Source organism: [Enterobacter] lignolyticus SCF1, from assembly GCF_000164865.1.
GTDB classification, from domain to species: domain Bacteria; phylum Pseudomonadota; class Gammaproteobacteria; order Enterobacterales; family Enterobacteriaceae; genus Enterobacter_B; species Enterobacter_B lignolyticus.
Genome location: NC_014618.1, coordinates 1,069,986 through 1,094,652 on the forward strand (window position 1 = coordinate 1,069,986; position 24,667 = coordinate 1,094,652).

Consider the following 24,667-nt stretch of genomic DNA (forward strand, 5'->3'; position numbering starts at 1 on the left):
AAGATATTTACGTTCAAAACGAAATTACCCATGTTTCAGTTTAAGCGCCAATGATAGTGCATTCTGACTGAGAGGATCATGGGGAAAGATCACATCAGGTTGCAAATCCTGCAAAGACTTCCCCTGTAAGGCCGCTATTTTTTGCGGCCTGGCAAAGACCGTTAGTCCCCGCATCAGCAGCGTATCGACGACGTTATTCTCGTTATCCAGCGCGATCGCCACCACCACGCGCGGCTTGAAGCGCCCGCCGGAGCGGCCAACGCCGACGCGCCCCTGCTGGCAGAGTTTATCGAATGCGCGATTAAACTGGCGTATCTGCCAGCCACCGAGCGCCAGCTGGGCAAGCCAGGCGATAACCGCAATGGTGATAAGGCTTGATACCATCTTTTCTCTCCGTAATAACGGCCCCTTGCGGGGCCGGTGTCATCAGAACATGACCTGTCCGCCGGTGATGTTGATCGATTGTCCGGTGCAGTAGGAGGCCTTCGGGCTTGCGTAAAACAGCAGCACGTCCAGCACGTCCTGGTAGTCGCAGCCGCGTTTCAGCGGCACTTTGTCGACATAGTATTGCTCAACCTCATCCGCGCGCAGACCGAGCTTGGCGGCGTATTGCGGCAGGAGAGACTGGAACATCGGCGACTTCAGCAGGTTGCCGAGCATCAGCGCGTGAACGGTAATGCCATATTCGGCGAGATCCAGCGCCAGAGACTGGGTCAGACCCACGCCGCCGAATTTGGCCGCGCTGTAACCGGAGTTGTGCTTACTGCCTACCTTGCCGGATTTCGAGTTGATCTGAATAATGCGGCCTTTAATGCCATCGCGAATCATCAGCCGCGAAAACTCCCGGGCGCAGAGGAAATAGCCGACCAGGTTCACCTGCAGCGAACGGTCGAAATCCCCGAGGGTAAAATCGCTGATAAACGCGGCTTTGGCGATGCCCGCGCTGTAAATCAGCAGGTCCACGCGGCCGAAAATCTCATCGACGCCGCGCGCCAGCGCCTCGACGCTGGCCTCGCTGGTGGCGTCCGATCCAAACCCCCAGGCTGACCCTTCGCCAAATTCGGCGTTAATCTCCTGGGCGATGTGGGTGGCTTTATCGCTTTGTATATCCACCACCGCAACGCGGTACCCTTCGGCGGCAAGCCCACGGCAAAGGAACGCCCCCAGGGTTTGTCCTCCGCCAATGACAACGGCAACCTGACTCATACATTTCTCCTTACGGCTTAAGCAACAAACTTCAGTTCACAACCTGGCGCGATATCTTCCGGTACCGGCCCGCGGACGTGAACGGTACCCGGAAACTCTGGGGTGCTCTGGCCGTCAAAACGCACCGTGATATGCCCCAGCTCGCGTAAATTTTGTTCCGCCACATCGCCGACGGCGGTGACCGGATAACACTGTCCGCCGAGCTTCAGCGCGCTGGCAGCGCGCAGAGAACCGGCGAGATCCCCATGGCAGTGGATAAAGCAGAACTCTTCGATATCGGCCGGGGCCCCTTCGCGAAAAGTGATAAGCATCTGTTCATCCAGCGCCAGGCGCGCGCTGGCGCCGATATGGGTAATGGTGGTCTGATAAATCACGGTCATGGCGAAACCCCTTATTGATAGATAAATCCGGAAACAAACCAGGCGATCAGCACCGTCGGCGCGCCGGTCAGGAAGCGGCTGACCAGCACCGACGGGACGCCGACGCGTACGGTCTCCTGACGCGCTTCGGCAAGCGACAGCCCTACCGGAATGAAGTCGCAGGCGGCCTGGGCGTTGATGGCGAACAGCGCCGGCAGCGCCAGGTGCGGCGGAATATTCCCCAGACCAATCTGCACGCCGATCAGCACGCCGATGACCTGCGCAATCACGGCGCCCGGGCCGAGGAAGGGCGAGAGCAGCGGGAAGGAGCAGATTAGCGCCAGCGTCACCAGGCCCAGCGGGTGGCTGGCGAGCGGCGCCAGGCCGTGGGCAATCCAGTCGCCCAGACCGGAGGCCATGATGATGCCGATAAGCGCCGAGACGAACGCCATAAACGGCAGGATGGTTTTCAGCACGGTGTCTATCGTTTCGCGCCCCGCCTGAAACAGCACGGCAACGGCTGACCCCATTCCCATCCCGACTTTGGCCAGCAGGCCGTCGCTCTGCTCGGTGATTTTCTTGCTGGCGTCATAGTCGCGGTGCACCGTCGCGGAGGCCGTTTGCGACGCCTGTCCGACGGGCTGAATGTTGTTTTCCTTCACCCCGGAGACATAGATGTCTTCCATGATGAACTGAGCCAGCGGGCCGGATTTCCCCGTGGCGTGGATATTAATGGTCGGGATCCGCCGCTTGGGGTAGATCCCGCAGCGCAGCGTGCCGCCGCAGTCAATAATCGCCACGCCGATCTCTTCTTCCGGCGGTTCGCCCTCTTTGAAGCCGTCCACGGCCTGCCAGCCGGTAAGCTGCGCGAGGCGGTCGACGATCGCCGGCCGGGTGCCTGCGGTGATGTACACGATTTTTTTGTCCTGCGTGGCGTCTAGCTCAAGCGGGCCGCCCCAGCCGCCGGCGCCTTTTTCAATGCGAATGCGCGTCATGATGCCGCTCCTGTTAAATGCACTTTCTGTTCAAGCTGAATCGCCATCTTTTTCTCGAAAATCGCGGTCGTCAGATCGGTGACCCAGCCGCGGAAAAAGTTAGTGACCAGGCCAACCAGCAGGTAACTGACCGCCAGCGGGCCGAGCGGTAGGCCGAGCGTGGTCAGACCGCTGGCGATGCCGAGGTAAACGAAAAGCTCGCCGGGGTTGATGTGTGGAAATAAACCGTTCATGGAGTGACAGCTGTAGGAGGCCGCCGCATAGTAGCTGGGTTTGTATTTTTCCGGCATAAAGCGCCCGAGACTCAGGGTCATCGGGTTGCAGAACACGAAGGTGCCGATGCACGGTAGCAGCATGTAGCGGGTCAACGGATTCCCCGCACACTTTTGCGCCAGCTTCTCAATTCGCGCCTGGCCGATAAAGTTGATCAGCGCGTTCATGATGACCAGCAGGCTGATCAGCAGCGGAAGGATCCCGGTGACCATACCGGTAAACACTTCTCCGCCTTTCTGAAACAGCCCGATGAACCACTCGGCGCCGTGGGTGATGGTTTCAATCATTCTTCTTTCTCTCCTCAAAGGGTACCTGTTCTGTCTGCAATATATTTTAATCACTTTGAAAGGTTTAAAAGTGTTATTTTGATCGCAAAATGAAAGATAAATCTTTTGAAGTGAAAGTTTGTTGGTGTGATGTATTTGAGATGAAAAAGACGCCAGGACGGCGCATTGCGCTTAAGGGCAGAGAATTTGGCGCTGAAGGGGGACTACCGCTTCTTGTCATTCGCGGTATGCTTTACCATACACCCCCCCTTGCTGAAATTGTTAAACGGATGTCCCATGTTGAAGCGTCGTTACCTGGCTTTACTCCCTTTGTGTGTCCTGCTCGCTGCCTGTAGCAGCAAACCCAAAACGCAGGCCGCGCCTCAGACCACCTCGTCCGGGGGCTTCCTGCTGGAGCCGCAGCATAATGTCACGATGAGCGGCGGCGATTTTGCCAATAATCCGGCGGCCGAACAGTTTATCGACAGCATGGTGAGTAAGCATGGTTTTGACCGCCAGCAGCTGCATGAAATCCTCTCCCAGGCGAAGCGTCTGGACTATGTTCTGCGCCTGATGGATCGCCAGGCGCCGACCGTGCAGGCGCCGACCGGGCCGAACGGCGCATGGCTGCGCTACCGCAAACAGTTCATCACCCCGGATAATGTGCAAAACGGCGTGGTGTTCTGGAACGAGCATCAGGATGCGCTGAACCGCGCCTGGCAGGTGTACGGCGTACCGCCGGAAATTATCGTCGGTATTATCGGCGTGGAAACCCGCTGGGGCCGCGTGATGGGGAAAACGCGCATTCTTGACGCGCTGGCGACGCTGTCGTTTAACTACCCGCGGCGCGCGCAGTATTTCTCCGCCGAGCTGGAGACGTTCCTGCTGATGGCGCGCGATGAGCAGGACGACCCGCTCGATCTGAAAGGCTCCTTCGCCGGGGCGATGGGCTACGGGCAGTTTATGCCGTCGTCCTACAAGCAGTATGCGGTGGACTTCAACGGCGACGGTCACATCAACCTGTGGGACCCGGACGACGCCATCGGCAGCGTGGCGAACTATTTCAAACAGCATGGCTGGGTGAGCGGCGACCAGGTGGCGGTGAAGGCGATGGGCCAGGCGCCGGGGATGGAAAACGGCTTTAAGACCAGCTACAGCGTGTCGCAGTTGACCGCCGCCGGGCTGACGCCGACCCAGCCGCTCGGCAGCCATCAGCAGGCGAGCCTGCTGCGTCTGGATGTCGGCACCGGCTATGAATACTGGTACGGTCTGCCGAACTTCTATGCCATCACTCGCTATAACCACAGCACCCACTACGCGATGGCGGTCTGGCAACTGGGGCTGGCCGTGGCGCAGGCGCGCACGCAGCAGTAGCCCGCAGGTCCCTCCTCGCCCAGGAGGGACTGACACATTTCGATCGACGCGGCTGGCGTCTGCCCGGTCGCCTCGCGATTTTTCTGAAGACGCTGCGCAAATTTGTTCCCCGCTCTCCACCTTCTTTTAGAAAGTGCTATCTTGATGCCCATCTTTTTTTGGTCGCGAGGGATAACCATGACAGACAGTGAACTGATGCGGCTCAGCGAGCAGGTCGGCCTGGCGCTGAAGGCCCAGGGCGCGACGGTGACCGCCGCGGAGTCTTGCACCGGCGGCTGGATAGCCAAAACGATAACCGATATCGCCGGCAGCTCCGCGTGGTTTGAGCGCGGGTTCGTCACCTACAGCAATGAGGCGAAATCGCAGATGATCGGCGTGCGGGAAGAGACGCTGCTGGACCACGGCGCGGTCAGCGAGCCGGTGGTTGTCGAAATGGCGATTGGCGCGCTGCGGGCGGCACGGGCGACCTACGCGCTGTCGGTCAGCGGTATCGCCGGCCCGGACGGCGGCAGCGAGGCGAAGCCCGTCGGCACGGTGTGGTTTGGCCTTGCCTGTGCGAACGGGCAGGGCTTTACCCGCTGTGAATGCTTCGCCGGAGACCGCGAAGCGGTACGCAGACAGGCCACCGCGTATGCGCTGCAGCTGCTGTGGCAACAATTTCTACAAAATGCTTGATACTGTATGACTATACAGTATAATTGCGTCAACAGAACAGTATTCACGCGGTAACACCCGGACAGGAGTAATAATGGCTATCGACGAAAACAAACAGAAAGCGTTGGCGGCAGCACTGGGCCAGATCGAAAAACAATTCGGTAAAGGCTCTATCATGCGCCTGGGTGAAGACCGCTCCATGGATGTGGAAACTATCTCCACCGGCTCGCTTTCGCTGGATATCGCCCTGGGTGCCGGCGGTTTACCGATGGGCCGTATTGTTGAAATTTACGGGCCGGAGTCTTCCGGTAAAACCACGCTGACCCTGCAGGTGATCGCGGCAGCGCAGCGCGAAGGTAAAACCTGTGCGTTTATCGATGCCGAACACGCGCTGGACCCGATTTATGCCCGCAAGCTGGGTGTCGATATCGACAACCTGCTGTGCTCCCAGCCGGACACCGGCGAGCAGGCGCTGGAAATCTGTGATGCGCTGGCGCGTTCCGGCGCGGTCGACGTTATCGTCGTCGACTCCGTCGCGGCGCTGACGCCGAAAGCGGAAATCGAAGGTGAAATCGGCGACTCTCACATGGGTCTCGCGGCGCGTATGATGAGCCAGGCGATGCGTAAGCTGGCCGGTAACCTGAAGCAGTCCAACACGCTGCTGATCTTCATCAACCAGATCCGTATGAAAATCGGCGTGATGTTTGGCAACCCGGAAACCACCACCGGGGGTAACGCGCTCAAATTCTACGCCTCCGTGCGCCTGGACATTCGTCGTATCGGCGCGGTGAAAGAGGGTGAAAACGTCGTCGGCAGCGAAACCCGCGTGAAGGTCGTGAAAAACAAAATCGCGGCGCCGTTTAAACAGGCTGAATTCCAGATCCTCTACGGCGAAGGGATTAACTTCTTCGGCGAACTGGTCGATCTCGGCGTGAAAGAGAAGCTGATCGAAAAAGCGGGCGCCTGGTATAGCTATAACGGTGAAAAAATCGGGCAGGGTAAAGCTAACGCGATTGCCTGGCTGAAGGAAAACCCGGCCGCCGCAAAAGAGATCGAAAAGAAAGTTCGCGAACTGCTGCTCAACAACCAGGATCCTACTCCGGCGTTCACCGTTGACGATAACGACGTCGCGGAAACCAGCGAAGATTTCTGATAGAGTGTTGAAAGTGACGAAAAGGGCTGCTGATGCGGCCCTTTTGTTTTTGTTCCGTTGTCGATAAAGGCCCGCTATGACCGACAGTTCCTCACCCCGCCGTTCCGCCTACGCGCGTTTGCTGGACAGAGCGATTCGCATTCTGGCGATGCGCGATCACAGCGAAAAAGAGCTGCGCCGCAAGCTGGCGGCGCCGGTGATGGGGAAAAACGGTCCGGAAGCGATGGAGGCGACCCCCGAGGACATCGACAGCGTTATCCAGTGGTGCTTCGAAAGCCGCTATCTTGACGATGCGCGCTTCACCCGGCTGTTTATCGCCAGCCGCAGCCGTAAGGGCTACGGTCCGGCGCGTATCCGCCAGGAGCTTAACCAGAAAGGGATTGCGCGGCAGGAGATCGAGCAGGCGATGTATGAGTGCGAGACCGACTGGCAGGCGCTGGCGCGCGAGCAGGCGGAGCGGAAATTCGGCACGCCGCTGCCGACGGTATTTGCGCAAAAAGTGAAGGTACAGCGCTTTTTACTCAACCGCGGCTATCTGATGGAGGATATCCAGGCGCTCTTTACCTCCCGATTTGTATGACGTCTCATACGTCATCCGTCACGAAACGCGACTATTTGGCGTATTTTTGCAGATAGAACCATCCTGGATTTTACTTCCCTCTAAAGAAAACTTATCTTATTCCCACTTTTTTCCGCCAGGTGGCCTGACTGTCTAAAAACCGGTCAATCGCGCCTGCAACAATCCGTTAGCTTGATTTCAGGATAATTATGAGCAAGAGCACCGCTGAGATCCGTCAGGCGTTTCTCGACTTTTTCCATAGCAAGGGACATCAGGTAGTTGCCAGCAGCTCCCTGGTGCCGAACAACGACCCGACCCTGCTGTTTACCAACGCCGGGATGAACCAGTTCAAAGACGTGTTCCTGGGTCTCGATAAACGTAATTATTCCCGCGCAACGACCGCGCAGCGCTGCGTGCGCGCGGGCGGTAAGCACAACGATCTGGAAAACGTCGGTTACACCGCGCGCCACCACACGTTCTTCGAAATGCTGGGCAACTTCAGCTTCGGCGACTACTTCAAGCATGATGCGATTAAATATGCCTGGGAACTGCTGACCGGGGATAACTGGTTTGCGCTGCCGAAAGAGAAGCTGTGGGTCACCGTCTATGAGACCGATGACGAAGCTTTCGACATCTGGGCAAACGAAGTGGGCGTTCCGCGTGAGCGTATTATCCGCATCGGCGACAACAAAGGCGCGCCGTACGCCTCTGACAACTTCTGGCAGATGGGCGACACCGGTCCCTGCGGCCCGTGCACCGAGATTTTCTTCGATCATGGCGACCACATCTGGGGCGGACCTCCGGGCAGCCCGGAAGAGGACGGCGACCGCTATATCGAAATCTGGAACATCGTCTTCATGCAGTTTAACCGCCAGGCTGATGGCACCATGGAACCGCTGCCGAAGCCGTCCGTGGATACCGGTATGGGCCTTGAGCGTATTGCCGCGGTGCTACAGCACGTTAACTCTAACTACGACATCGACCTGTTCCGCACGCTGATTCAGGCCGTGGCGAAAGTGACCGGCGCGACCGATCTGAGCAACAAATCGCTGCGCGTTATTGCCGACCATATCCGCTCCTGCGCGTTCCTGATTGCCGACGGCGTTATTCCGTCCAACGAGAACCGTGGCTACGTGCTGCGCCGCATCATTCGCCGCGCCATTCGTCACGGTAACATGCTGGGCGCGAAGGATACCTTCTTCTACAAGCTGGTTGGGCCGCTGGTTGAGGTAATGGGTTCCGCAGGCGATGACCTGAAGCGTCAGCAGGCGCAGGTTGAACAGATTCTGAAAACCGAAGAGGAGCAGTTCGCCCGTACGCTTGAGCGTGGCCTGGCGCTGCTCGACGAAGAGCTGGCGAAACTGTCCGGCGATACGCTGGACGGCGAAACCGCGTTCCGTCTGTACGATACCTACGGTTTCCCGGTTGACCTGACGGCGGACGTTTGCCGTGAGCGCAATATCAAAGTTGACGAAGCCGGCTTCGAAGCCGCGATGGAAGAACAGCGCCGCCGCGCGCGTGAGTCCAGCGGCTTTGGCGCTGACTATAACGCTATGATCCGCGTTGACGGCGCGTCGGAGTTTAAAGGCTACGACCATCTTGAACTGAACGGTAAAGTGACCGCGCTGTTCGTCGACGGTAAAGCGGTTAACAGCATTAACGCCGGTCAGGATGCGGTTGTCATTCTCGATCAGACGCCGTTCTATGCGGAATCTGGCGGTCAGGTCGGCGATAAGGGCGAACTGAAAGGCGCAGGCTTTGGCTTTGCGGTCAGCGACACGCAAAAATATGGTCAGGCGATTGGTCATCTCGGCAAACTGAGCAACGGCAGCCTGAAGGTGGGCGACGCCGTACAGGCTGATGTTGACGAGGTCCGCCGCGCGCGTATCCGTCTGAACCACTCGGCGACGCACCTGATGCACGCCGCGCTTCGCGATGTGCTGGGTACGCACGTGGCGCAGAAAGGTTCGCTGGTGAACGACAAAGCGCTGCGCTTCGACTTCTCCCATTTTGAAGCCATGAAGCCGGAAGAGATCCGCGCAGTGGAAGATCTGGTCAATGCGCAGATCCGCCGCAACCTGCCGGTCGAAACCCACGTCATGGAGCTGGAAGACGCGAAAGCGAAAGGCGCGATGGCGCTGTTCGGCGAGAAATACGACGATCGCGTACGCGTGCTGAGCATGGGCGACTTCTCCACCGAGCTGTGCGGCGGTACGCATGCCTCGCGCACTGGCGATATCGGTCTGTTCCGTATTACCTCTGAATCCGGTACGGCGGCGGGCGTTCGTCGTATTGAAGCGGTAACGGGCGAGGGCGCAATTGCCAGCCTGCACGCTGAGAGCGATCTGCTGAGCGACGTTGCGCAGCTGCTCAAAGGCGACAGCCATAATCTGGCGGACAAAGTTCGTACCGTGCTGGAGCGTACGCGCCAGCTGGAAAAAGAGCTGCAGCAGCTGAAAGAGCAGGCGGCAGCGCAGGAGAGTGCGAGCCTTTCCAGCAAAGCGGAAGAGATTAACGGCGTTAAGCTGCTGGTAAGTGAGCTTGCCGGCGTTGAGCCGAAGATGCTGCGCACCATGGTTGACGATCTCAAGAACCAGTTAGGTTCTACCGTCATCGTACTGGCCACGGTCGCAGAAGGTAAGGTTTCTCTGATTGCGGGCGTCTCTAAGGATGTGACGGACCGTGTGAAAGCCGGAGAGCTGATTGGTATGGTCGCCCAGCAGGTGGGTGGTAAAGGGGGCGGTCGTCCGGACATGGCGCAAGCCGGTGGTACTGACGCAGCGGCTCTTCCTGCAGCACTGGCCAGCGTAAAAGGCTGGGTTAGCGCAAAACTGTAATAACAATAACGCGGCAGACGCCTTACGCTCCGGCGTTTTGGCGTCTCGCCGTCGCAATACTGATAACGATAAAGTCAGGTTGAAATTGTGTAAATCGGCTAAACTTACGTTTAACAGAATGTGATGCCGTGACTGCTTACACGTTTACGTGTTTGTCATCGCTTACTTTTTGGCGTTATATGACGGATAATGCCGGGATACAGAGAGACCCGACTCTTTTAATCTTTCAAGGAGCAAAGAATGCTGATTCTGACTCGTCGAGTTGGTGAGACCCTCATGATAGGCGATGAGGTCACCGTGACAGTTTTAGGGGTGAAGGGCAACCAGGTGCGCATCGGCGTAAATGCCCCTAAAGAAGTCTCTGTCCATCGTGAAGAGATCTACCAGCGTATCCAGGCTGAAAAATCCCAGCAGTCCAGTTACTGATTTCTCTGCGTCTCACTCTACGGTGAGACGCAATCCTCCAGCGTTACCCCTCTGAATATCCCTTTTCTTCGCTCATCCTTTTTCTCGTGACGCCGCAGATCTATGTTGATTAATCGCTCTTTTTGCCGCTTTTGCAGGCTAATTGAACGTGAAGTGTGCAAACGATAAAAGTGCTGGAAAAATTGTTTGACTTATAAGTCCCAGAAAGTAATATGTGCGCCACGCAGCGACGATGAGCTTAAACAAGTTCTTCGAAGCACTCGTAAGAGGCGTGTGGTGAGGTGGCCGAGAGGCTGAAGGCGCTCCCCTGCTAAGGGAGTATGCGGTCAAAAGCTGCATCCGGGGTTCGAATCCCCGCCTCACCGCCATTTTGCATCCGTAGCTCAGCTGGATAGAGTACTCGGCTACGAACCGAGCGGTCGGAGGTTCGAATCCTCCCGGATGCACCATCTCTTACCTGGTGTGGTTTTAGTAACGACGCCAGATATCAGTAGTAAAGCAGTAATCCCGATGCATCCGTAGCTCAGCTGGATAGAGTACTCGGCTACGAACCGAGCGGTCGGAGGTTCGAATCCTCCCGGATGCACCATCTTTTACGCGATACGTGATATCAGTAGTAAAGCAGCAATCCCGATGCATCCGTAGCTCAGCTGGATAGAGTACTCGGCTACGAACCGAGCGGTCGGAGGTTCGAATCCTCCCGGATGCACCATATTCTCCAGGATAACAGCGGCAAAGACTGTGTCATGGTCTGCGCGATAATCGCCAGCACCAGGGAGGATAACGTTGCGTAAGCAACGGCCCGTCAGGGCGAGGCGAAGCCGAGTCATCCTCCCGGATGCACCATATCGCGTTATTCGTAATATCAGTAGTAAAGCAGTAATCCCGATGCATCCGTAGCTCAGCTGGATAGAGTACTCGGCTACGAACCGAGCGGTCGGAGGTTCGAATCCTCCCGGATGCACCATCTCCTCCCTTCTTAATGCCCCTGTCTCTGAAGATTTTCCTATTTCCGTTGCGCTAAAATGCGCTTAATCATCTGATTCTCATTGGCAATTTTCTCCTTTCAGGCTAGTTTATAGTAGTTATCATTCTGCATTCAGGTAGCAAGGAGAGAAATCCATGAAATGGCTCAAAGCTGTGTCTGCGTTTTGCGCAGCGATAATTGTCGCGTTTTCGCTGGCGGGCTGCGCTGGTTCCTCAACGAAGGAAAGCACCGGCGGCTATATCGATGACACCGTGATCACCACCAAAGTGAAATCGGCTCTGTTCAGTGATAAAGACATCAAATCCTCTGAAATTAGCGTAGTGACCTTTAAGGGGCGCGTGCAGCTGAGCGGCTTTGTCACTTCTCAGGCTATTGCTAACCGCGCTGTTGAGATTACCCGTGGCGTAACCGGGGTGCGTGTCGTCGAGAACGGCATGCGGGTTAAATAGCGCAATACAGACATTCCTCCCCTAAAGGCACCGGATGGTGCCTTTATTGTTTGTGCCGCGGGCGGCGACAACTTCCCCTCTTTTACGCTAAAGTAGCGTTCCGTTACCCGGTTTGTGAGGATTCGATGTACGAACGTTATGCAGGGCTGATTTTCGACATGGATGGCACCATCCTGGATACCGAACCGACCCATCGGCAGGCCTGGCGTGAGGTGCTTGGCCGCTACGACATGCGTTTCGATGAGCAGGCAATGGTGGCGTTGAACGGCGCTCCAACCTGGCGGATTGCGCAGGCGATTATCGAACAGCATCATGCCTCCCTCGACCCGTATGCGCTGGCGCGGGAGAAAACCGATGCCGTGAAAACCATGCTGCTGGATACCGTCCGTCCGCTGCCGCTGATTGATGTCGTCAAAGCGTGGCACGGCCGACGTCCGATGGCGGTCGGCACCGGCAGCGAAAGCGCTATTGCTGAGGCGCTGCTGACGCATCTGGGGTTACGCCACTATTTCTCCGCCGTTGTGGCGGCGGATCATGTCAAAAATCATAAACCTGCGCCTGATACCTTCCTGCTGTGCGCCTCGCAGATGGGGGTTGAACCCGGCCGGTGCGTGGTGTTTGAAGATGCTGATTTTGGCCTGCAGGCGGCTAAAAGCGCGGGAATGGACGCTGTGGACGTGCGTCTGCTGTGAGCGACGCATTAGCGCTGTTTTCGCTGTTTGCCAGCAGCTTTCTGAGCGCGACGCTGCTGCCAGGCAATTCTGAGGTTGTTCTGGTCGGCATGCTGCTGGCGAAGGTCAGTCACCCATGGCTGCTCGTGTTAATAGCAACAATGGGTAATAGCCTTGGAGGGGCAACTAACGTTATTCTTGGACGTTTGTTCCCGTTGCGTGAGAAATCACGCTGGCAGGATAAAGCGGTGGGTTGGCTCAGGCGCTACGGCGCCGCCACGCTGCTGCTGAGCTGGATGCCTGTCGTGGGCGATCTGCTCTGTCTGCTGGCAGGATGGATGCGCATTTCGTGGGGACCGGTACTTTTTTTCTTATGCCTTGGCAAAGCGCTGCGCTACGTGCTTCTTGCGGCCGCAACGCTTCAGGGTATGACGTGGTGGCACTAATTGGACTGATTGTGACCTTTAATCGTCAACCATTACAATTATGCTTAATAGAATGATTTCGACAGGCGGGAGGTCAATTTGATCCCGGACGTATCACAGGCGCTGGCCTGGCTGGAAAAACATCCTCAGGCGATTAAGGGGATCCAGCGCGGGCTCGAGCGCGAAACGCTGCGTGTCAATGCAGATGGCACACTGGCAACGACAGGACATCCACAGGCGCTCGGTTCGGCGCTGACGCATAAGTGGATCACCACCGATTTTGCGGAAGCGCTGCTGGAGTTTATCACTCCGGTGGATGGCGATATCGATCATATGCTGACCTTCATGCGCGATGTGCATCGCTATACCGCGCGTAAGCTGGGCGATGAGCGCATGTGGCCGTTGAGTATGCCGTGCTACATTGCGCCGGGCCAGGATATTGAGCTGGCGCAGTACGGGACGTCCAACGCGGGACGGCTGAAAACGCTGTACCGCGAAGGGCTGAAAAACCGCTATGGCGCGCTGATGCAGACTATCTCCGGCGTGCACTACAACTTCTCGCTGCCGATGGCGTTCTGGCAGGCGAAGTGCGGCATTGATGATGCCGAGAACGACAAAGAGGCGATTTCCGCCGGCTACTTCCGCCTTATCCGCAACTATTACCGTTTCGGCTGGGTGATCCCCTATCTGTTCGGCGCTTCTCCGGCCATTTGCTCTTCGTTCCTGCAAGGGAAGCCGACGACGCTGCCGTTTGAGAAAACCGAATGCGGGATGTATTACCTGCCGTATGCGACGTCGCTGCGCCTGAGCGATTTGGGCTATACCAATAAATCGCAAAGCAATCTCGGAATTACGTTTAACGATCTGCACGGCTATGTGGCAGGATTGAAGCGGGCGATTAAAACACCGTCGGAAGAGTACGCCAGAATCGGCCTGCAGAAAGACGGCAAGCATCTGCAGATTAACAGCAACATTCTGCAGATTGAAAACGAGCTGTACGCGCCGATTCGCCCGAAACGCGTGACCCGTAGCGGCGAAACGCCGTCGGACGCGCTGCTGCGCGGCGGCATTGAATATATTGAAGTGCGCTCGCTGGATATTAACCCGTTCTCGCCGATCGGCGTCGACGAACAGCAGGTGCGTTTCCTCGACCTGTTCATGGTCTGGTGCGTGCTGGCGGATGCGCCGGAAATGAGCAGCGACGAGCTGCTGTGCACGCGCACGAACTGGAATCGCGTGATCCTTGAAGGGCGTAAGCCGGGCCTGACGTTAGGTATCGGCTGTGAGACCGCGCAGTTCCCGCTGCCGAAGGTGGGGAAAGACCTGTTCCGCGATCTCAAGCGCGTTGCCCAGACGCTGGACGGCATTGACGGCGGTCAGGCGTATCAGAACGTGTGCGACGAGCTGGTCGCCTGCTTTGATGACCCGGAATTAACGTTTTCGGCGCGCATTTTGCGTTCTATGATTGATCAAGGAATCGGGGGGACGGGGAAAGCGCTCGGCGATGCATACCGGACTCTGCTGCGGGAAGAGCCGCTGGAGATTCTGAGTGAAGCGGATTTTGACGCAGAGCGGGAAGCATCGGTGGCGCGTCAGCGTGAAATCGAGGCGGCGGATAGCGAGCCGTTTTCCGCGCTGGTTGCGCGTTTTGCCTGACAGAAAAGAAAAAGGCCACATCACTGTGGCCAAACATTTCATCTCTGAAGTCAGGGATGATGATAACAAATGCGCGTCTTTCATATACTCAGACTCGCCCCGTACGAAAGAGTTCAATTTTTTTTAAAAAAATCACTATCGGAGGTGACGAATGCCGTTATTAGATAGCTTCACGGTCGACCATACCCGAATGGAAGCACCTGCAGTTCGCGTAGCGAAGACCATGCACACCCCGCACGGCGATGCGATCACCGTATTTGACCTGCGTTTTTGCGTACCTAACAAAGAAGTGATGCCGGAACGCGGTATTCACACCCTTGAGCACCTGTTTGCGGGTTTCATGCGCAATCACCTCAACGGCAACGGCGTGGAAATCATCGATATTTCGCCGATGGGCTGCCGTACCGGTTTTTACATGAGCCTGATCGGCACGCCGGATGAAACCCGCGTGGCCGAGGCCTGGAAAGCGGCGATGGCCGACGTGCTGAAGGTGAAAGACCAGAGCCAGATCCCTGAGCTGAACGTCTACCAGTGCGGCACCTACACTATGCACTCGCTGGAAGAAGCGCAGGAGATTGCTCACCACATTATCGATCGCGGCGTACGCGTGAACAGCAATGAAGAGCTGGCGCTGCCGAAAGAGAAGCTGCAGGAACTGCACATCTAGTCTCGTTCCTGATACAAAAAAAGCCAGTTCATGATGAACTGGCTTTTTGCTTTCTAGTGCGCGCCTCCGCCGCCACCGCCCGCGCCGAACGGGGGTTTGGCGAACCAGACAAGCCCCAGCAGGATGAGAAAGATCCCCGCCGACATCCAAAAGATCTCGTTAGCGGAAATGATCAAACCCTGGCTGGTGATCTGCTGGGCTATCCAGCCGGAAGCCTGCTGCTGGGTCATCCCCAGCGACTGCAGCTGATCGTACATTTGCTGCGCGTTACTGTTGAACGGCGTCACCGACTCGGTAAGCTGCGCATGGTGCATCGCTTCCCGGTTAGTCCACATGGTGGTGGTAATCGATGTGCCGATAGAGCCCGCCAGCGTACGGGTAAAGTTTGACAGGCTCGATGCCGCCGCCAGCCGCTCCGGCGGCAGGCCGGACAGGGTAATGGTGGTGAGCGGCATAAAGAAGCAGGCCACCGCGAAGCCCTGAATAAACTGCGGCCACGCCGACGCGCCGAAGTCCATTCCCGGCTCAAACGTATAAGCGCGCCAGTAGAAGCACACGGCATACATAATAAAGCTGAAGGTGACCAGCCGTCGCATGTCGAGCTTATGGGCGAAACGGCCGATAATCGGCGACAGGATAACCGGGATCACCCCAACCGGCGCCGACGCCAGCCCGGCCCAGGTGGCCGTATAGCCATAGACCTCCTGCAGCAGCTGCGGCAGCAGTACGATAGCGCCGAAGTAGAGCATGTAGGCGAGGCTGATGCACAGACAGCCGATGGTGAAGTTTCGCGACTTAAACAGCGACAGGTCGACTATCGGGTTATCGTCGGTCAGCTCCCAGACGATCAGGAAGCTGATGGCGATCACCGCCACGACCGTCAGCACCACCACTTCCGTTGAGTTAAACCAGTCCAGCTCTTTACCGCGGTCGAGCATGATCTGCAGGCTGCCGATACCGATCACCAGCAGCGCCAGGCCGATGGCGTCAATGCGCCGCTGCTCGGTGCGGGTTTCGCGCCCGCGCAGGCTTTGCAGCGTCATCAGCACCACCACGCCGCCGATCGGCACGTTGATGAAGAAAATCCAGCCCCAGTGATAGTTGTCGCTGATATACCCGCCGAGGATCGGGCCGCAGATGGGCGCCACGATCACCGTCATCGACCACAGGGCCAGCGCGACGGAGCGCTTCGCTGGCGGGTAGTTGTTCAGTAACAGGCTCTGGGAGAGCGGGATCAGCGGCCCGGCGACGATACCCTGGATCACGCGAAAGAAGATAAGCATCGTCAGGCTGTTGGAGACGCCGCACGCCCAGGAGGCGATAACAAACGCGATCGTCGACCAGAGAAACAGCTTCACTTCCCCGACGCGTTTGGCGAGCCAGCCGGTAATCGGAATTGAAATGGCGTTCGCCACGCCGAACGAGGTAATCACCCAGGTCCCCTGGCTCAACGAGGAGCCAAGGTTACCGGCGATCGTCGGGATAGCCACGTTAGCGATGGTGGAGTCCAGCACCTGCATAAACGTCGCCAGCGACAGCGCGATGGTCATGATGACCAGCTGCGCACCTTCCAGTGGTTTCTGCGGTTGTTGCTGTTGCATTACGCCCACCCCGGATTAGTTCGCGTTCGCCTGGACGATGCCATTAATCAGTTTATTCACCGGATCGAGGCTGATTTCGCGGGCATTACTTTCGTAAACCGGGCTGCTGCGCACCTGGCTTGCCAGTATCTGACCGTCGCGGTTGGAGGTATCTACCTCAACCAGGGTCGACAGACCGATACGCAGCGGGTGTTCCGCGAGCTGTTTGGCATCCAGTTCAATACGCACCGGCAAACGTTGTACCACTTTGATCCAGTTGCCGGTTGCGTTCTGCGCCGGAAGCAGGGAGAACGCGCTGCCGGTACCCATGTCCAGACCGACGACTTTACCGGTGTACTTCACGCTGTCGCCGTAGATGTCGCTGGTGATGGTGGCGGGCTGGCCGATACGCATATGCGCCAGCTGCGTTTCTTTAAAGTTAGCGTCCACCCACAGGTCTGACGCCGGAACCACGGCCATCAGCGGGGTGGTCGGGCTTATCTGCGCGCCAGGCTGCACGGAGCGGCGGGAGACGTAGCCGGTCATCGGACTGACGATTTTGGTACGTTCCAGCGCCAGCCAGGCGTTGCGCACTTCGGTGGCGGCCTGCTGCACCGCCGGCTGTTCTTCCAGCTTCGTGGCCAGCACCATCGCCTGGTTGGCGTTGTATTGCTGGATAGCCACGTCCAGCTCCGCCTGCGCGCTGGCAACGGCGTCACGGGCGTGCTGCAGCTCTTCACGGCCAATCAGGTTGGCGGTGCCGAGCGGAATACGGCGGTTGAGATCGGTTTGCGCCTGCGAGAGCGCAGTTTTCTTCACGTCGATATTCGCCTGCAGCTGTTTGCTGTTGATCATCAGCTGGCGGGTCTGACGGACGCTGGAGGCCAGCTGCGTCTGCGCTTTCTCGAACGCCTGTTTAGCATCGGTGGGGTCAAGGCTGACGAGCACGTCGCCTTTTTGCACATAGTCAGTGTTATCAGCCCAGACTTTCGTCACGCTGCCTGACACCTGCGCCATGATTTGCACCTGATTCCCTGCCACGTACGCGTCATCGGTCTCTTCGTAATGACGCAGTACCAAAAACCAATAAATCCCATATGCCACGGCAATAAGAATAAAGAGCAAGGTCAGCAGCAGAAGGGCGCCCTTGCGTTTGCCCTTCTTGTTCGCTGGTTGCTGCGGGGTTTGGGTCTCCGCATTCGCGCTCATGTTTTTCTCCACGATCTTATTATTTCACATCGGCTGGGCCGACCTGTTCACCAGAAAGGCCAGCAGTTTTTCGCTGCCGGCCCGTCAGTTTTCGTTATGTAATCAGGATATTGAGCGAGTATGGCGCTTAGCGCAGCGCCTCTAAAACAGCACCGTCTTCATCCATCCGATCAAGGCGGGTAAGAAGCTTACGGGTGATGCGCTCAAGTTGATCTTTCTCTTCTGCAGTCAGCGATGACCAGAGTTGATGCAGACAGTTATGCTGCGGCGGCAGAACTTCACGCAAAAATTGATGGCCTTTATCGGTTAACTGCAGATGCAGGCAGCGGCGATCGTTATCGCTTTCGCGACGTTCGATCCAGCCGCGTTTTTCAAGTTCATCAGCGATTCGCGTGGCGTTAGTCCGCGAGGACCCCAGCGCACAGCTCAGCTCTGACGGCTGAATACTATGATTTTCCTGAGACTCCAGCGTGATTAACGCCATAAATAATGTCTCGTTAATCCCTTGAGCTTTCAGCATTTTATTGCGGTTTTCCAGCAGCTTGCCCTGCATGTGCATACACAGGCGGGTCAGAAGAATTTCCTGGTACGGGAAATCCTCATGGCGGCTGGCGCGAAATTTTAGCATTTGTTCAATGGGCGTAAACGAACTATCCATTTGGGCATGACCTCATTAATTTCAGCCGATATAGTAACGATAGTGACAAATAAAGTAAATGAATTAATCAACCAAACCCATGTGTTCGGACAATTGATCCAGCACGGAATTTGTCTGGCGGAAAAGGGTGGAATCAACGGCTATCGGCGCTTTCATCACGGTATATAAATTATTTCCCTGTGAAACAGTCACTCTGATAACCAGTTGATATAACCTTAGCAGACTCAGGGGGGCCTTAACACCCCGGTCACATAATGAGGCCATCGCCAGGTGGCAATTCAGGCTGCCGCCTCCTGACGGTGGAAGCCACGCCACCAGACCAGCAGGTTCAGCGCCGCCATCGTTACGCCCACGAGGCAAACGCCGGACCACCCCGCATGTTGCCAGGCGGATGCCGACAGCAGCGAGCCTGCGGCTCCGCCGATGAAGTAGCTGGTCATGTAACCTGCCGTCAGGCGGTTACGCGCCTGCGGCTGCACGCGATAAATCACCGTCTGGTTGGTGATATGCACCCCCTGCACCGTCAGATCCAGCACCAGAATACCGACGATCAGGGCGATGACCGAGCTCTGCCCGTACCAGATGGCGCCCCAGGAGAGCAGCAGCAACAGCAGGCCGCTGGTGGTGGTGAGGTGCGATTTGCCCTTATCCGCCAGCCCGCCCGCCGGACGCGCGCCGAGCGCCCCCGCCGCGCCCGCCAGGCCGAACAGGCCGATAACCCCTTCGGAAAAGTGAAACGGCGCGCCGGCCAGCAGAAAGGCCATTGACGTCCAGAGAATGCTGAAGTTGGCGAAGGTCAGGCAGCCGAGCAGGGCGCGGGTGCGCAGCAGGCGGTCATGGATAAACAGGCTGAACACCGATCCCAACAGCTGCGGGTAATTCAGATGGGTTTCCTGCTTCACCTTCGGCAGGCCGCGCCACAGCGCAAACGCCATCAGCGCCATCAGCGCCGACGCCAGCCAGTAGACCGTACGCCAGCCGCCAAGGTCGGCGAGTAAACCCGCCACCGTACGGGCAAGCAGGATCCCCAGCAGCAGCCCGCTCATGATGGTGCCGACCACTTTACCGCGCTTATCCGGCGTGGCGAGGGTGGCCGCCAGCGGCACCAGAATTTGCGCCACCACGGAGAAGAGCCCCGTCAGCGCGGTGCCGAGGATCATCACGCCGAGCGACTGGCTGCTGGCGGTGATCAGCATACCGCCAGCGGCCAGCAGGGTCATGAAGACGATCAGCGCGCGGCGTTCAAACATATCGCCGAGCGGCACCAGAAACAGCAGGCCCGCGGCGTAGCCGAGCTGGGCGGCGGTCACGATAAACCCGGCCTGTCCGGCGCTGAGGGAAAAGGCGCGCGCGATGGTATCGAGCAGCGGTTGCGCGTAGTAGTTGCTGGCGACGGCAAGGCCGGTCGCGACGGACATCAGCAGTATCAGCGAAGGGCTAAGCCCGTGAGCGTGTTTCGTCATTGTGTTCAGGAATCGTTTACCAGGTGATTATGTTTCCGGAAACTCATCATAACGAAGGTTTGTGAAGGGCGTTGATTTGTCGCGTGTTGTTTTGTGCGGTTAAGGCGTCATCCCCTCTCCGGCGAAGGAGAGGGCATCGGCAGGTGGGTTATTTCTGTGCCGCCAGCGCCTGCTGGATCCAACCGTCGAACAGCTGCTGATGGGCGCCGATCCAGCCGTCAACATGACCCTGGATATCCGCTTGCGAAGCGTGGCCTTCATGCATCATCGCGTTCTGGGCGTTGATATCGGCAATCGGCAGCTTCATCAGCGAGAACAGCTTCGCCGCCGCCGGGTTTTTCTCCGCCCAGGCCTTATTCGCCACAATATGCATGGTGTTGACCGGGAAGCCGTAGTTGGCGCCGTTCGGCAGTTTGGTATCGATATCCTTCTGCTCGCCTGGCATGGAGGAGAACGGCACCTGCAGCCAGACCACGTCCTTGCCCGGCTTCAGCACATCGCTTACCCAGTAGGGCGTCCAGGTGTAGTACAGCACCGGTTTGCCTTCTTTATAACGGGTGATGGTATCGGCCATCATCGCTGCGTAGTTGCCCTGGTTGTGCACCACGGTGTTGCTCAGGCCGTAGGCGCCAATCTGGTGGTTAATGACCGCTTCGCAGCCCCAGCCAGGCGTACAGCCGGTGAGATCCGCTTTGCCGTCGCCATTGGTGTCGAACAGCCGGGCGATTTGCGGATCCTTGAGCCTGTCGATACTGGCGATGTGATACTTCTCGGCGGTTTTCTTATCGATAAGGTAGCCCTGCGCCGCGCCGGTCACGAAAACACCCTCGCGATAAAACTTTTTATCCCCGCCCGCGGCGGCGTACATGTCGTCATGCAGCGGCTGCCAGTTCACGGCGGTAAAAGTGGCATCGCCAGAGGCAATTGAGGTGTAGCCGACGTTGTAATCTACTTCGCTCGGCGCGTTAACGGTATAGCCCAGCTTCTCCAGCGCGCGGCTGACCAGCAGCGTCTGGAAGGTCTCTTCGGAGATGGTGCTCTGCACCGGCTGGACGGTAATGCCTTTACCAGGCAGCTCAGCCGCGACGCTGCTTGCAGAGACAAAGGCGGCAAACGCGGTGGCAAAGATGAGGTGATGTCGCATCGTTGTTCCTTATTTTCAGGTGGGACGCTGTAGACCCGGCGACAGTCGCCGCCGGGGGAGCTACATCGTTACTTAGTGAAAGGGCGGGTAAACAGCCCTACGGGGCCGGTGGTGTACCAGCGACGGTTCCCTTTGCTGCGGGAGTCGCGACCCACCGCCTGGGTCAGGCGATCGAGAATAATCGCGAGAATGACGATGCCGACGCCGCCGATGGTGGCAAGGCCCATATCAAGACGGCCGATGCCGCGCAGCACCATCTGGCCCAGGCCGCCGACGGCGATCATCGAGGCGATCACCACCATGGAGAGCGCCAGCATCAGCGTCTGGTTTACCCCGGCCATAATGGTCGGCATCGCCAGCGGCAGCTGTACTTTGAACAGCATCTGGCGCGGGCTGGCGCCAAACGAGCGCGAGGCCTCGATAAGATCGGCCGGTACCTGGTTAATCCCGAGGATCGTCAGGCGCACGATCGGCGGCAGGGCAAAGATAATGGTGACCACCACGCCCGGCACGTTGCCGATGCCAAACAGCATCACAATCGGCACCAGATAGACAAACGCCGGGGTGGTCTGCATCGCGTCGAGCAGTGGACGAATAATTTTCGCCGCCCGCGGGCTTCTGGCAAGCCAGATGCCGAGCGGCAGGCCGATGATCACGCAGAACAGCAGGGCGGTCAGCACCAGCGCCAGCGTCACCATCGCCTGCGACCAGGCGCCGATGGCGCCGATCAGGAAAAGCGACGCCAGCGTGGCGACCCCCATCCCGGCGCCGCCGATTTGCCAGGCGATCAGCGCGAACAGCACGATCGCCGCCGGGGCGGGCATGCCGAGCAGCAGCTGCTGAAAGGCGCTGAGAATATAATCCACCGGCACGCGGATCCCCTGAAACAGCGGGCGGAAATGCATCACCACCCAGTCGATGCCGTGGGTGACCCAGCTGTCGAGCGGGATCAGCGTCTTATGGAACGGATCCATAATATTGAAGTGTTCGGCCTGCGGCGCGGGCGCACTGGTAAGCCAGTCGGCGCCGCCGTTGGCTGTCGGCGCTGCCGTCGGCGAGCCCCAGGCGTCGGCGGTTTGCGCGGCGCTGTCCGCCGCCGGTGTGGTTACCCACGGATTGGATTGATCAGCCATTGGTTGCCCCCTCGCGATCTAAAGCCTGCAGCAGCATTCGTTTTGAAATGATGCCGACGTACTGTTGTTCTTCATCGGTGACCGGCACGGCGCAAGGCGCCTGGCCGACGTGGGAGAGCAACTCGCTGAGCGGCGTTTGGGCATCAACGGCCTGCGGGACGTCGAGCAGCGCGGTATCGATACCCTGGCCGTCGGCCAGCGCTGTCTTCAGGGAGTCGATAGACACAATGCCCACAAACTTATTTCCACGCTCGATGACATAACCAAACTCCCGGTCTTCATCCTGCAGCAGTTTGAGGGCCGAGCGCGGGCCAAATCCCGGCGTTTTGCGAATAAGACCCACCGGAGTTCGGCGGGCAATATCTTTGGCGCTGAATACCTGGCTAATATCCACACCGCGGAAGAAGGTCCGGACATAATCATTTGCCGGATTATTGAGAATTTCATCCGGAGTGCCGACTTGTATCACCTCGCCGTTTTGCATAATGGCGATACGGTCGCCGATGCGCATGGCTTCGTCGAGATCGTGGGAAATAAAGACAATGGTGCGCTGATGTTTCGCCTGCAGCTTTACCAGTTCATCCTGCATTTCGCTGCGAATTAAGGGATCGAGCGCCGAGAAGGCCTCATCCATTAATAAAATATCCGGATTAATCGCTAACGCGCGGGCCAGGCCAACGCGCTGGCGCATACCGCCGGAGAGTTCATCAGGATAGGCCTGCGCGTAATTACCAAGCCCCACCTGCTGTAGCGCATCGAGGGCTTTTTCCTGGCGTGCTTGTGCCGGTACGCCAGCTAACTCCATACCGAAGGCGGTATTATCCAGTACCGTCATATGCGGCATCAGAGCGAATGACTGAAAGACCATAGCAATCTTTTTTCTGCGCACCTCGCGAAGTTCAGTATCTGATATTTTGGCGATATCTACGCCGTCAATCAGTACCTGTCCGCGGGTAGGTTCAATCAGGCGATTGAGAAGGCGTACCAGGGTTGATTTACCCGAACCGGATAATCCCATGATGACAAATATCTCGCCTTCTTCAATGGCCAGACTGGCGTTTTTGACGCCAAGCGATAAGCCCGTTTTCTCCAGAATTTGCTCTTTGGATAAGCCTTTTTCAATATATTTAAAGGCGCGCTGCGGATGCTCGCCAAATACTTTATATAAATTTTTGATTTCTAATTTAATTGACATGCAATAGAAAATTTCCTGTTGATTATTTATGTCGATATATTACCTGATGAAAATAATTGACTGGCTATACCCTAACATACTCAGATTCTGAAACAACCCTCAATTTCCCGGCCTTGTGCTAATGATCGGTAGCGCGTTAAGGCGATATCCCCCGTGATATAAGGGCTGAGGACGAATACGCGGAAGTCGATATTTTTTTGTCAATGCGCAGGAATTGAACGAGAACTGAGAGAATTCGCCGGAATATGTCACATAAATGACGATGCAACTTTTTTTTGTTTATTTTTGTGATAAAGCTCGCTCCCGGGGGAAATATCCGGGAGCGATCCAGGGTGATATATGCCAGAAAATGGCGGGTTAAAAATCCCAATCCTCGTCGTGGGTCCCGACCGTTTTACCCATCACATATGACGACCCTGAGCCGGAAAAGAAATCGTGGTTTTCATCCGCATTGGGCGACAGCGCGGCGAGGATCGCCGGGTTGACGTCCGCCATTTCCGCCGGGAAGAGCGCCTCGTAGCCGAGGTTCATCAGCGCCTTATTGGCGTTGTAGCACAGGAAGCGTTTCACCTCTTCCGTCCAGCCGGTCTGCGCGTACAGCGCCTCGGTGTAGGCCAGCTCGTTCTCGTACAGATTCATCAGCAAATCCACGGCCTCATTCCTGAGCGCTTCTCGCCGGGCGGGGGGTATTTTTTCTAGCCCTTTCTGATACTTATAGCCAATGTAATAGCCGTGAACCGCCTCATCGCGGATAATCAGTCGGATAAGATCGGCGGTGTTGGTCAGCTTGCCGCGGCTGGACCAGTACATCGGCAGCCAGAAGCCGGAGTAAAAGAGGAACGACTCAAGAAAGACGCTGGCGATTTTGCGCTTCAGCGGGCAGTCGGCCGCATAGTGCCCGAGGACTGTCCGCGCCTTTTGCTGCAGCGGCGCATTTTCTTCGCTCCAGGCATAGGCGGCGTCAACGTCTTTGCTCTGGCAAAGCGTGGAGAATATCGAGCTGTACGAGCGGGCGTGCACCGCCTCCATAAAGCCGATATTCGACAGCACCGCCTCTTCATGAGGCGTGAGCGCATCCGGCATCAGCGACGGCGCGCCGACGGTATTTTGTACGGTATCCAGCAGCGTCAGGCCGGTGAAGACGCGGATAGTCAACTGCTGCTCGGCGTGGCTCAGGCTTTGCCAGGCCGGGATGTCATTGGACAGCGGAATCTTCTCCGGCAGCCAGAAGTTGCTGGTCAGGCGGTTCCAGACCTCCAGGTCCTTCTCGTCCTCGATTCTGTTCCAGTTAATAGCGCTGACGCGTGTTAATCGGTTCATCATGGCT

At 57.4% G+C, this 24,667-nt stretch carries 24 protein-coding genes and 5 tRNA genes; 16 read left to right on the top strand and 13 right to left on the bottom strand.

All coding sequences use genetic code 11. The annotated features are described in order from the left end of the window. Positions 1-24 precede the first annotated feature (24 nt). The 5 genes from gutM to srlA are packed head-to-tail and all read right to left on the bottom strand — an operon-like array spanning position 25 to position 3,120. Positions 25-384 carry a transcriptional regulator GutM gene (gene gutM / locus ENTCL_RS05090; RefSeq protein ID WP_013365045.1) on the bottom strand — a complete coding sequence of 120 codons (360 nt, stop codon included), beginning with the start codon at positions 382-384 and terminating at the stop codon, positions 25-27. A 42-nt stretch (positions 385-426) separates the two neighbouring features. Continuing rightward, a complete protein-coding gene (gene srlD / locus ENTCL_RS05095; RefSeq protein ID WP_013365046.1) occupies positions 427-1,206 on the bottom strand; it encodes a sorbitol-6-phosphate dehydrogenase in 780 nt (259 codons plus the stop codon). Between the two features lie 17 nt (positions 1,207-1,223). Next, complete coding sequence (gene srlB / locus ENTCL_RS05100) at positions 1,224-1,586, bottom strand: PTS glucitol/sorbitol transporter subunit IIA (RefSeq protein ID WP_013365047.1); 363 nt, start codon at positions 1,584-1,586, stop codon at positions 1,224-1,226. An 11-nt stretch (positions 1,587-1,597) separates the two neighbouring features. Continuing rightward, entirely contained in the window at positions 1,598-2,560 is a 963-nt protein-coding gene (gene srlE, locus ENTCL_RS05105) for a PTS glucitol/sorbitol transporter subunit IIB (RefSeq protein WP_013365048.1), read from the bottom strand. Beyond that, a complete protein-coding gene (gene srlA / locus ENTCL_RS05110) occupies positions 2,557-3,120 on the bottom strand; it encodes a PTS glucitol/sorbitol transporter subunit IIC (protein WP_013365049.1) in 564 nt (187 codons plus the stop codon). Before srlA ends, srlE begins: the two co-directional genes overlap by 4 nt. 276 nt (positions 3,121-3,396) lie before the next feature. On the opposite strand from srlA, the gene mltB reads away from it, so the two are divergent. The 16 genes from mltB (at position 3,397) to luxS (ending at position 14,958) form a co-directional block, all read left to right on the top strand. Continuing rightward, entirely contained in the window at positions 3,397-4,473 is a 1,077-nt protein-coding gene (mltB, locus tag ENTCL_RS05115; RefSeq protein ID WP_013365050.1) for a lytic murein transglycosylase B, read from the top strand. A gap of 177 nt (positions 4,474-4,650) precedes the next feature. Then, positions 4,651-5,148 carry a nicotinamide-nucleotide amidase gene (gene pncC, locus ENTCL_RS05120; RefSeq protein ID WP_013365051.1) on the top strand — a complete coding sequence of 166 codons (498 nt, stop codon included), beginning with the start codon at positions 4,651-4,653 and terminating at the stop codon, positions 5,146-5,148. A 73-nt stretch (positions 5,149-5,221) separates the two neighbouring features. Then, complete coding sequence (recA, locus tag ENTCL_RS05125; RefSeq protein ID WP_013365052.1) at positions 5,222-6,280, top strand: recombinase RecA; 1,059 nt, start codon at positions 5,222-5,224, stop codon at positions 6,278-6,280. Positions 6,281-6,356: 76 nt separating this feature from the next. Beyond that, positions 6,357-6,860: a recombination regulator RecX gene (gene recX, locus ENTCL_RS05130; RefSeq protein WP_013365053.1), complete on the top strand. Its 504-nt coding sequence runs from the start codon at positions 6,357-6,359 to the stop codon at positions 6,858-6,860. A 188-nt stretch (positions 6,861-7,048) separates the two neighbouring features. Next, positions 7,049-9,676, top strand: coding sequence for an alanine--tRNA ligase (alaS, locus tag ENTCL_RS05135; protein WP_013365054.1), 2,628 nt, complete (start codon positions 7,049-7,051; stop codon positions 9,674-9,676). A gap of 240 nt (positions 9,677-9,916) precedes the next feature. Then, on the top strand, positions 9,917-10,102 hold the full coding sequence (gene csrA / locus ENTCL_RS05140) for a carbon storage regulator CsrA (RefSeq protein WP_000906486.1): 186 nt from the start codon (positions 9,917-9,919) through the stop codon (positions 10,100-10,102). A 275-nt stretch (positions 10,103-10,377) separates the two neighbouring features. Further along, positions 10,378-10,470: transfer RNA gene (locus tag ENTCL_RS05145), tRNA-Ser, on the top strand. A 4-nt stretch (positions 10,471-10,474) separates the two neighbouring features. Further along, a tRNA-Arg gene (locus ENTCL_RS05150) sits at positions 10,475-10,551 on the top strand. Positions 10,552-10,614: 63 nt separating this feature from the next. Then, positions 10,615-10,691: transfer RNA gene (locus ENTCL_RS05155), tRNA-Arg, on the top strand. A gap of 46 nt (positions 10,692-10,737) precedes the next feature. After that, a tRNA-Arg gene (locus ENTCL_RS05160) sits at positions 10,738-10,814 on the top strand. Between the two features lie 178 nt (positions 10,815-10,992). Next, positions 10,993-11,069: transfer RNA gene (locus ENTCL_RS05165), tRNA-Arg, on the top strand. Positions 11,070-11,224: 155 nt separating this feature from the next. Continuing rightward, positions 11,225-11,539, top strand: a complete 315-nt coding sequence (locus ENTCL_RS05170) for a BON domain-containing protein (RefSeq protein WP_013365055.1) — start codon at positions 11,225-11,227, stop codon at positions 11,537-11,539. A 125-nt stretch (positions 11,540-11,664) separates the two neighbouring features. Next, entirely contained in the window at positions 11,665-12,231 is a 567-nt protein-coding gene (gene yqaB / locus ENTCL_RS05175; protein WP_013365056.1) for a fructose-1-phosphate/6-phosphogluconate phosphatase, read from the top strand. Further along, positions 12,228-12,656, top strand: coding sequence for a YqaA family protein (locus ENTCL_RS05180; RefSeq protein ID WP_013365057.1), 429 nt, complete (start codon positions 12,228-12,230; stop codon positions 12,654-12,656). Before yqaB ends, ENTCL_RS05180 begins: the two co-directional genes overlap by 4 nt. Before the next feature lie 78 nt (positions 12,657-12,734). After that, entirely contained in the window at positions 12,735-14,291 is a 1,557-nt protein-coding gene (gshA, locus tag ENTCL_RS05185; protein WP_013365058.1) for a glutamate--cysteine ligase, read from the top strand. Positions 14,292-14,442: 151 nt separating this feature from the next. Further along, positions 14,443-14,958 carry an S-ribosylhomocysteine lyase gene (gene luxS, locus ENTCL_RS05190; RefSeq protein WP_013365059.1) on the top strand — a complete coding sequence of 172 codons (516 nt, stop codon included), beginning with the start codon at positions 14,443-14,445 and terminating at the stop codon, positions 14,956-14,958. Between the two features lie 53 nt (positions 14,959-15,011). On the opposite strand, the gene emrB is transcribed toward luxS, so the two are convergent. The 8 genes from emrB to nrdF form a co-directional block, all read right to left on the bottom strand. Then, the gene (gene emrB / locus ENTCL_RS05195) at positions 15,012-16,559 is read right to left on the bottom strand and encodes a multidrug efflux MFS transporter permease subunit EmrB (RefSeq protein WP_013365060.1); all 1,548 of its coding nucleotides are present in this window, start codon (positions 16,557-16,559) and stop codon (positions 15,012-15,014) included. Between the two features lie 15 nt (positions 16,560-16,574). Further along, complete coding sequence (gene emrA, locus ENTCL_RS05200; RefSeq protein WP_013365061.1) at positions 16,575-17,747, bottom strand: multidrug efflux MFS transporter periplasmic adaptor subunit EmrA; 1,173 nt, start codon at positions 17,745-17,747, stop codon at positions 16,575-16,577. A 127-nt stretch (positions 17,748-17,874) separates the two neighbouring features. After that, a complete protein-coding gene (gene mprA, locus ENTCL_RS05205) occupies positions 17,875-18,405 on the bottom strand; it encodes a transcriptional repressor MprA (RefSeq protein WP_013365062.1) in 531 nt (176 codons plus the stop codon). A gap of 278 nt (positions 18,406-18,683) precedes the next feature. Further along, on the bottom strand, positions 18,684-19,868 hold the full coding sequence (locus ENTCL_RS05215) for an MFS transporter (RefSeq protein WP_013365063.1): 1,185 nt from the start codon (positions 19,866-19,868) through the stop codon (positions 18,684-18,686). 148 nt (positions 19,869-20,016) lie between these two features. Beyond that, on the bottom strand, positions 20,017-21,012 hold the full coding sequence (proX, locus tag ENTCL_RS05220) for a glycine betaine/L-proline ABC transporter substrate-binding protein ProX (protein ID WP_013365064.1): 996 nt from the start codon (positions 21,010-21,012) through the stop codon (positions 20,017-20,019). A 68-nt stretch (positions 21,013-21,080) separates the two neighbouring features. Next, entirely contained in the window at positions 21,081-22,145 is a 1,065-nt protein-coding gene (gene proW, locus ENTCL_RS05225; protein WP_013365065.1) for a glycine betaine/L-proline ABC transporter permease ProW, read from the bottom strand. Next, positions 22,138-23,340: a glycine betaine/L-proline ABC transporter ATP-binding protein ProV gene (gene proV / locus ENTCL_RS05230; RefSeq protein WP_013365066.1), complete on the bottom strand. Its 1,203-nt coding sequence runs from the start codon at positions 23,338-23,340 to the stop codon at positions 22,138-22,140. Before proV ends, proW begins: the two co-directional genes overlap by 8 nt. 357 nt (positions 23,341-23,697) lie before the next feature. Beyond that, positions 23,698-24,660, bottom strand: coding sequence for a class 1b ribonucleoside-diphosphate reductase subunit beta (gene nrdF, locus ENTCL_RS05235; RefSeq protein ID WP_013365067.1), 963 nt, complete (start codon positions 24,658-24,660; stop codon positions 23,698-23,700). Positions 24,661-24,667: the final 7 nt, after the last annotated feature.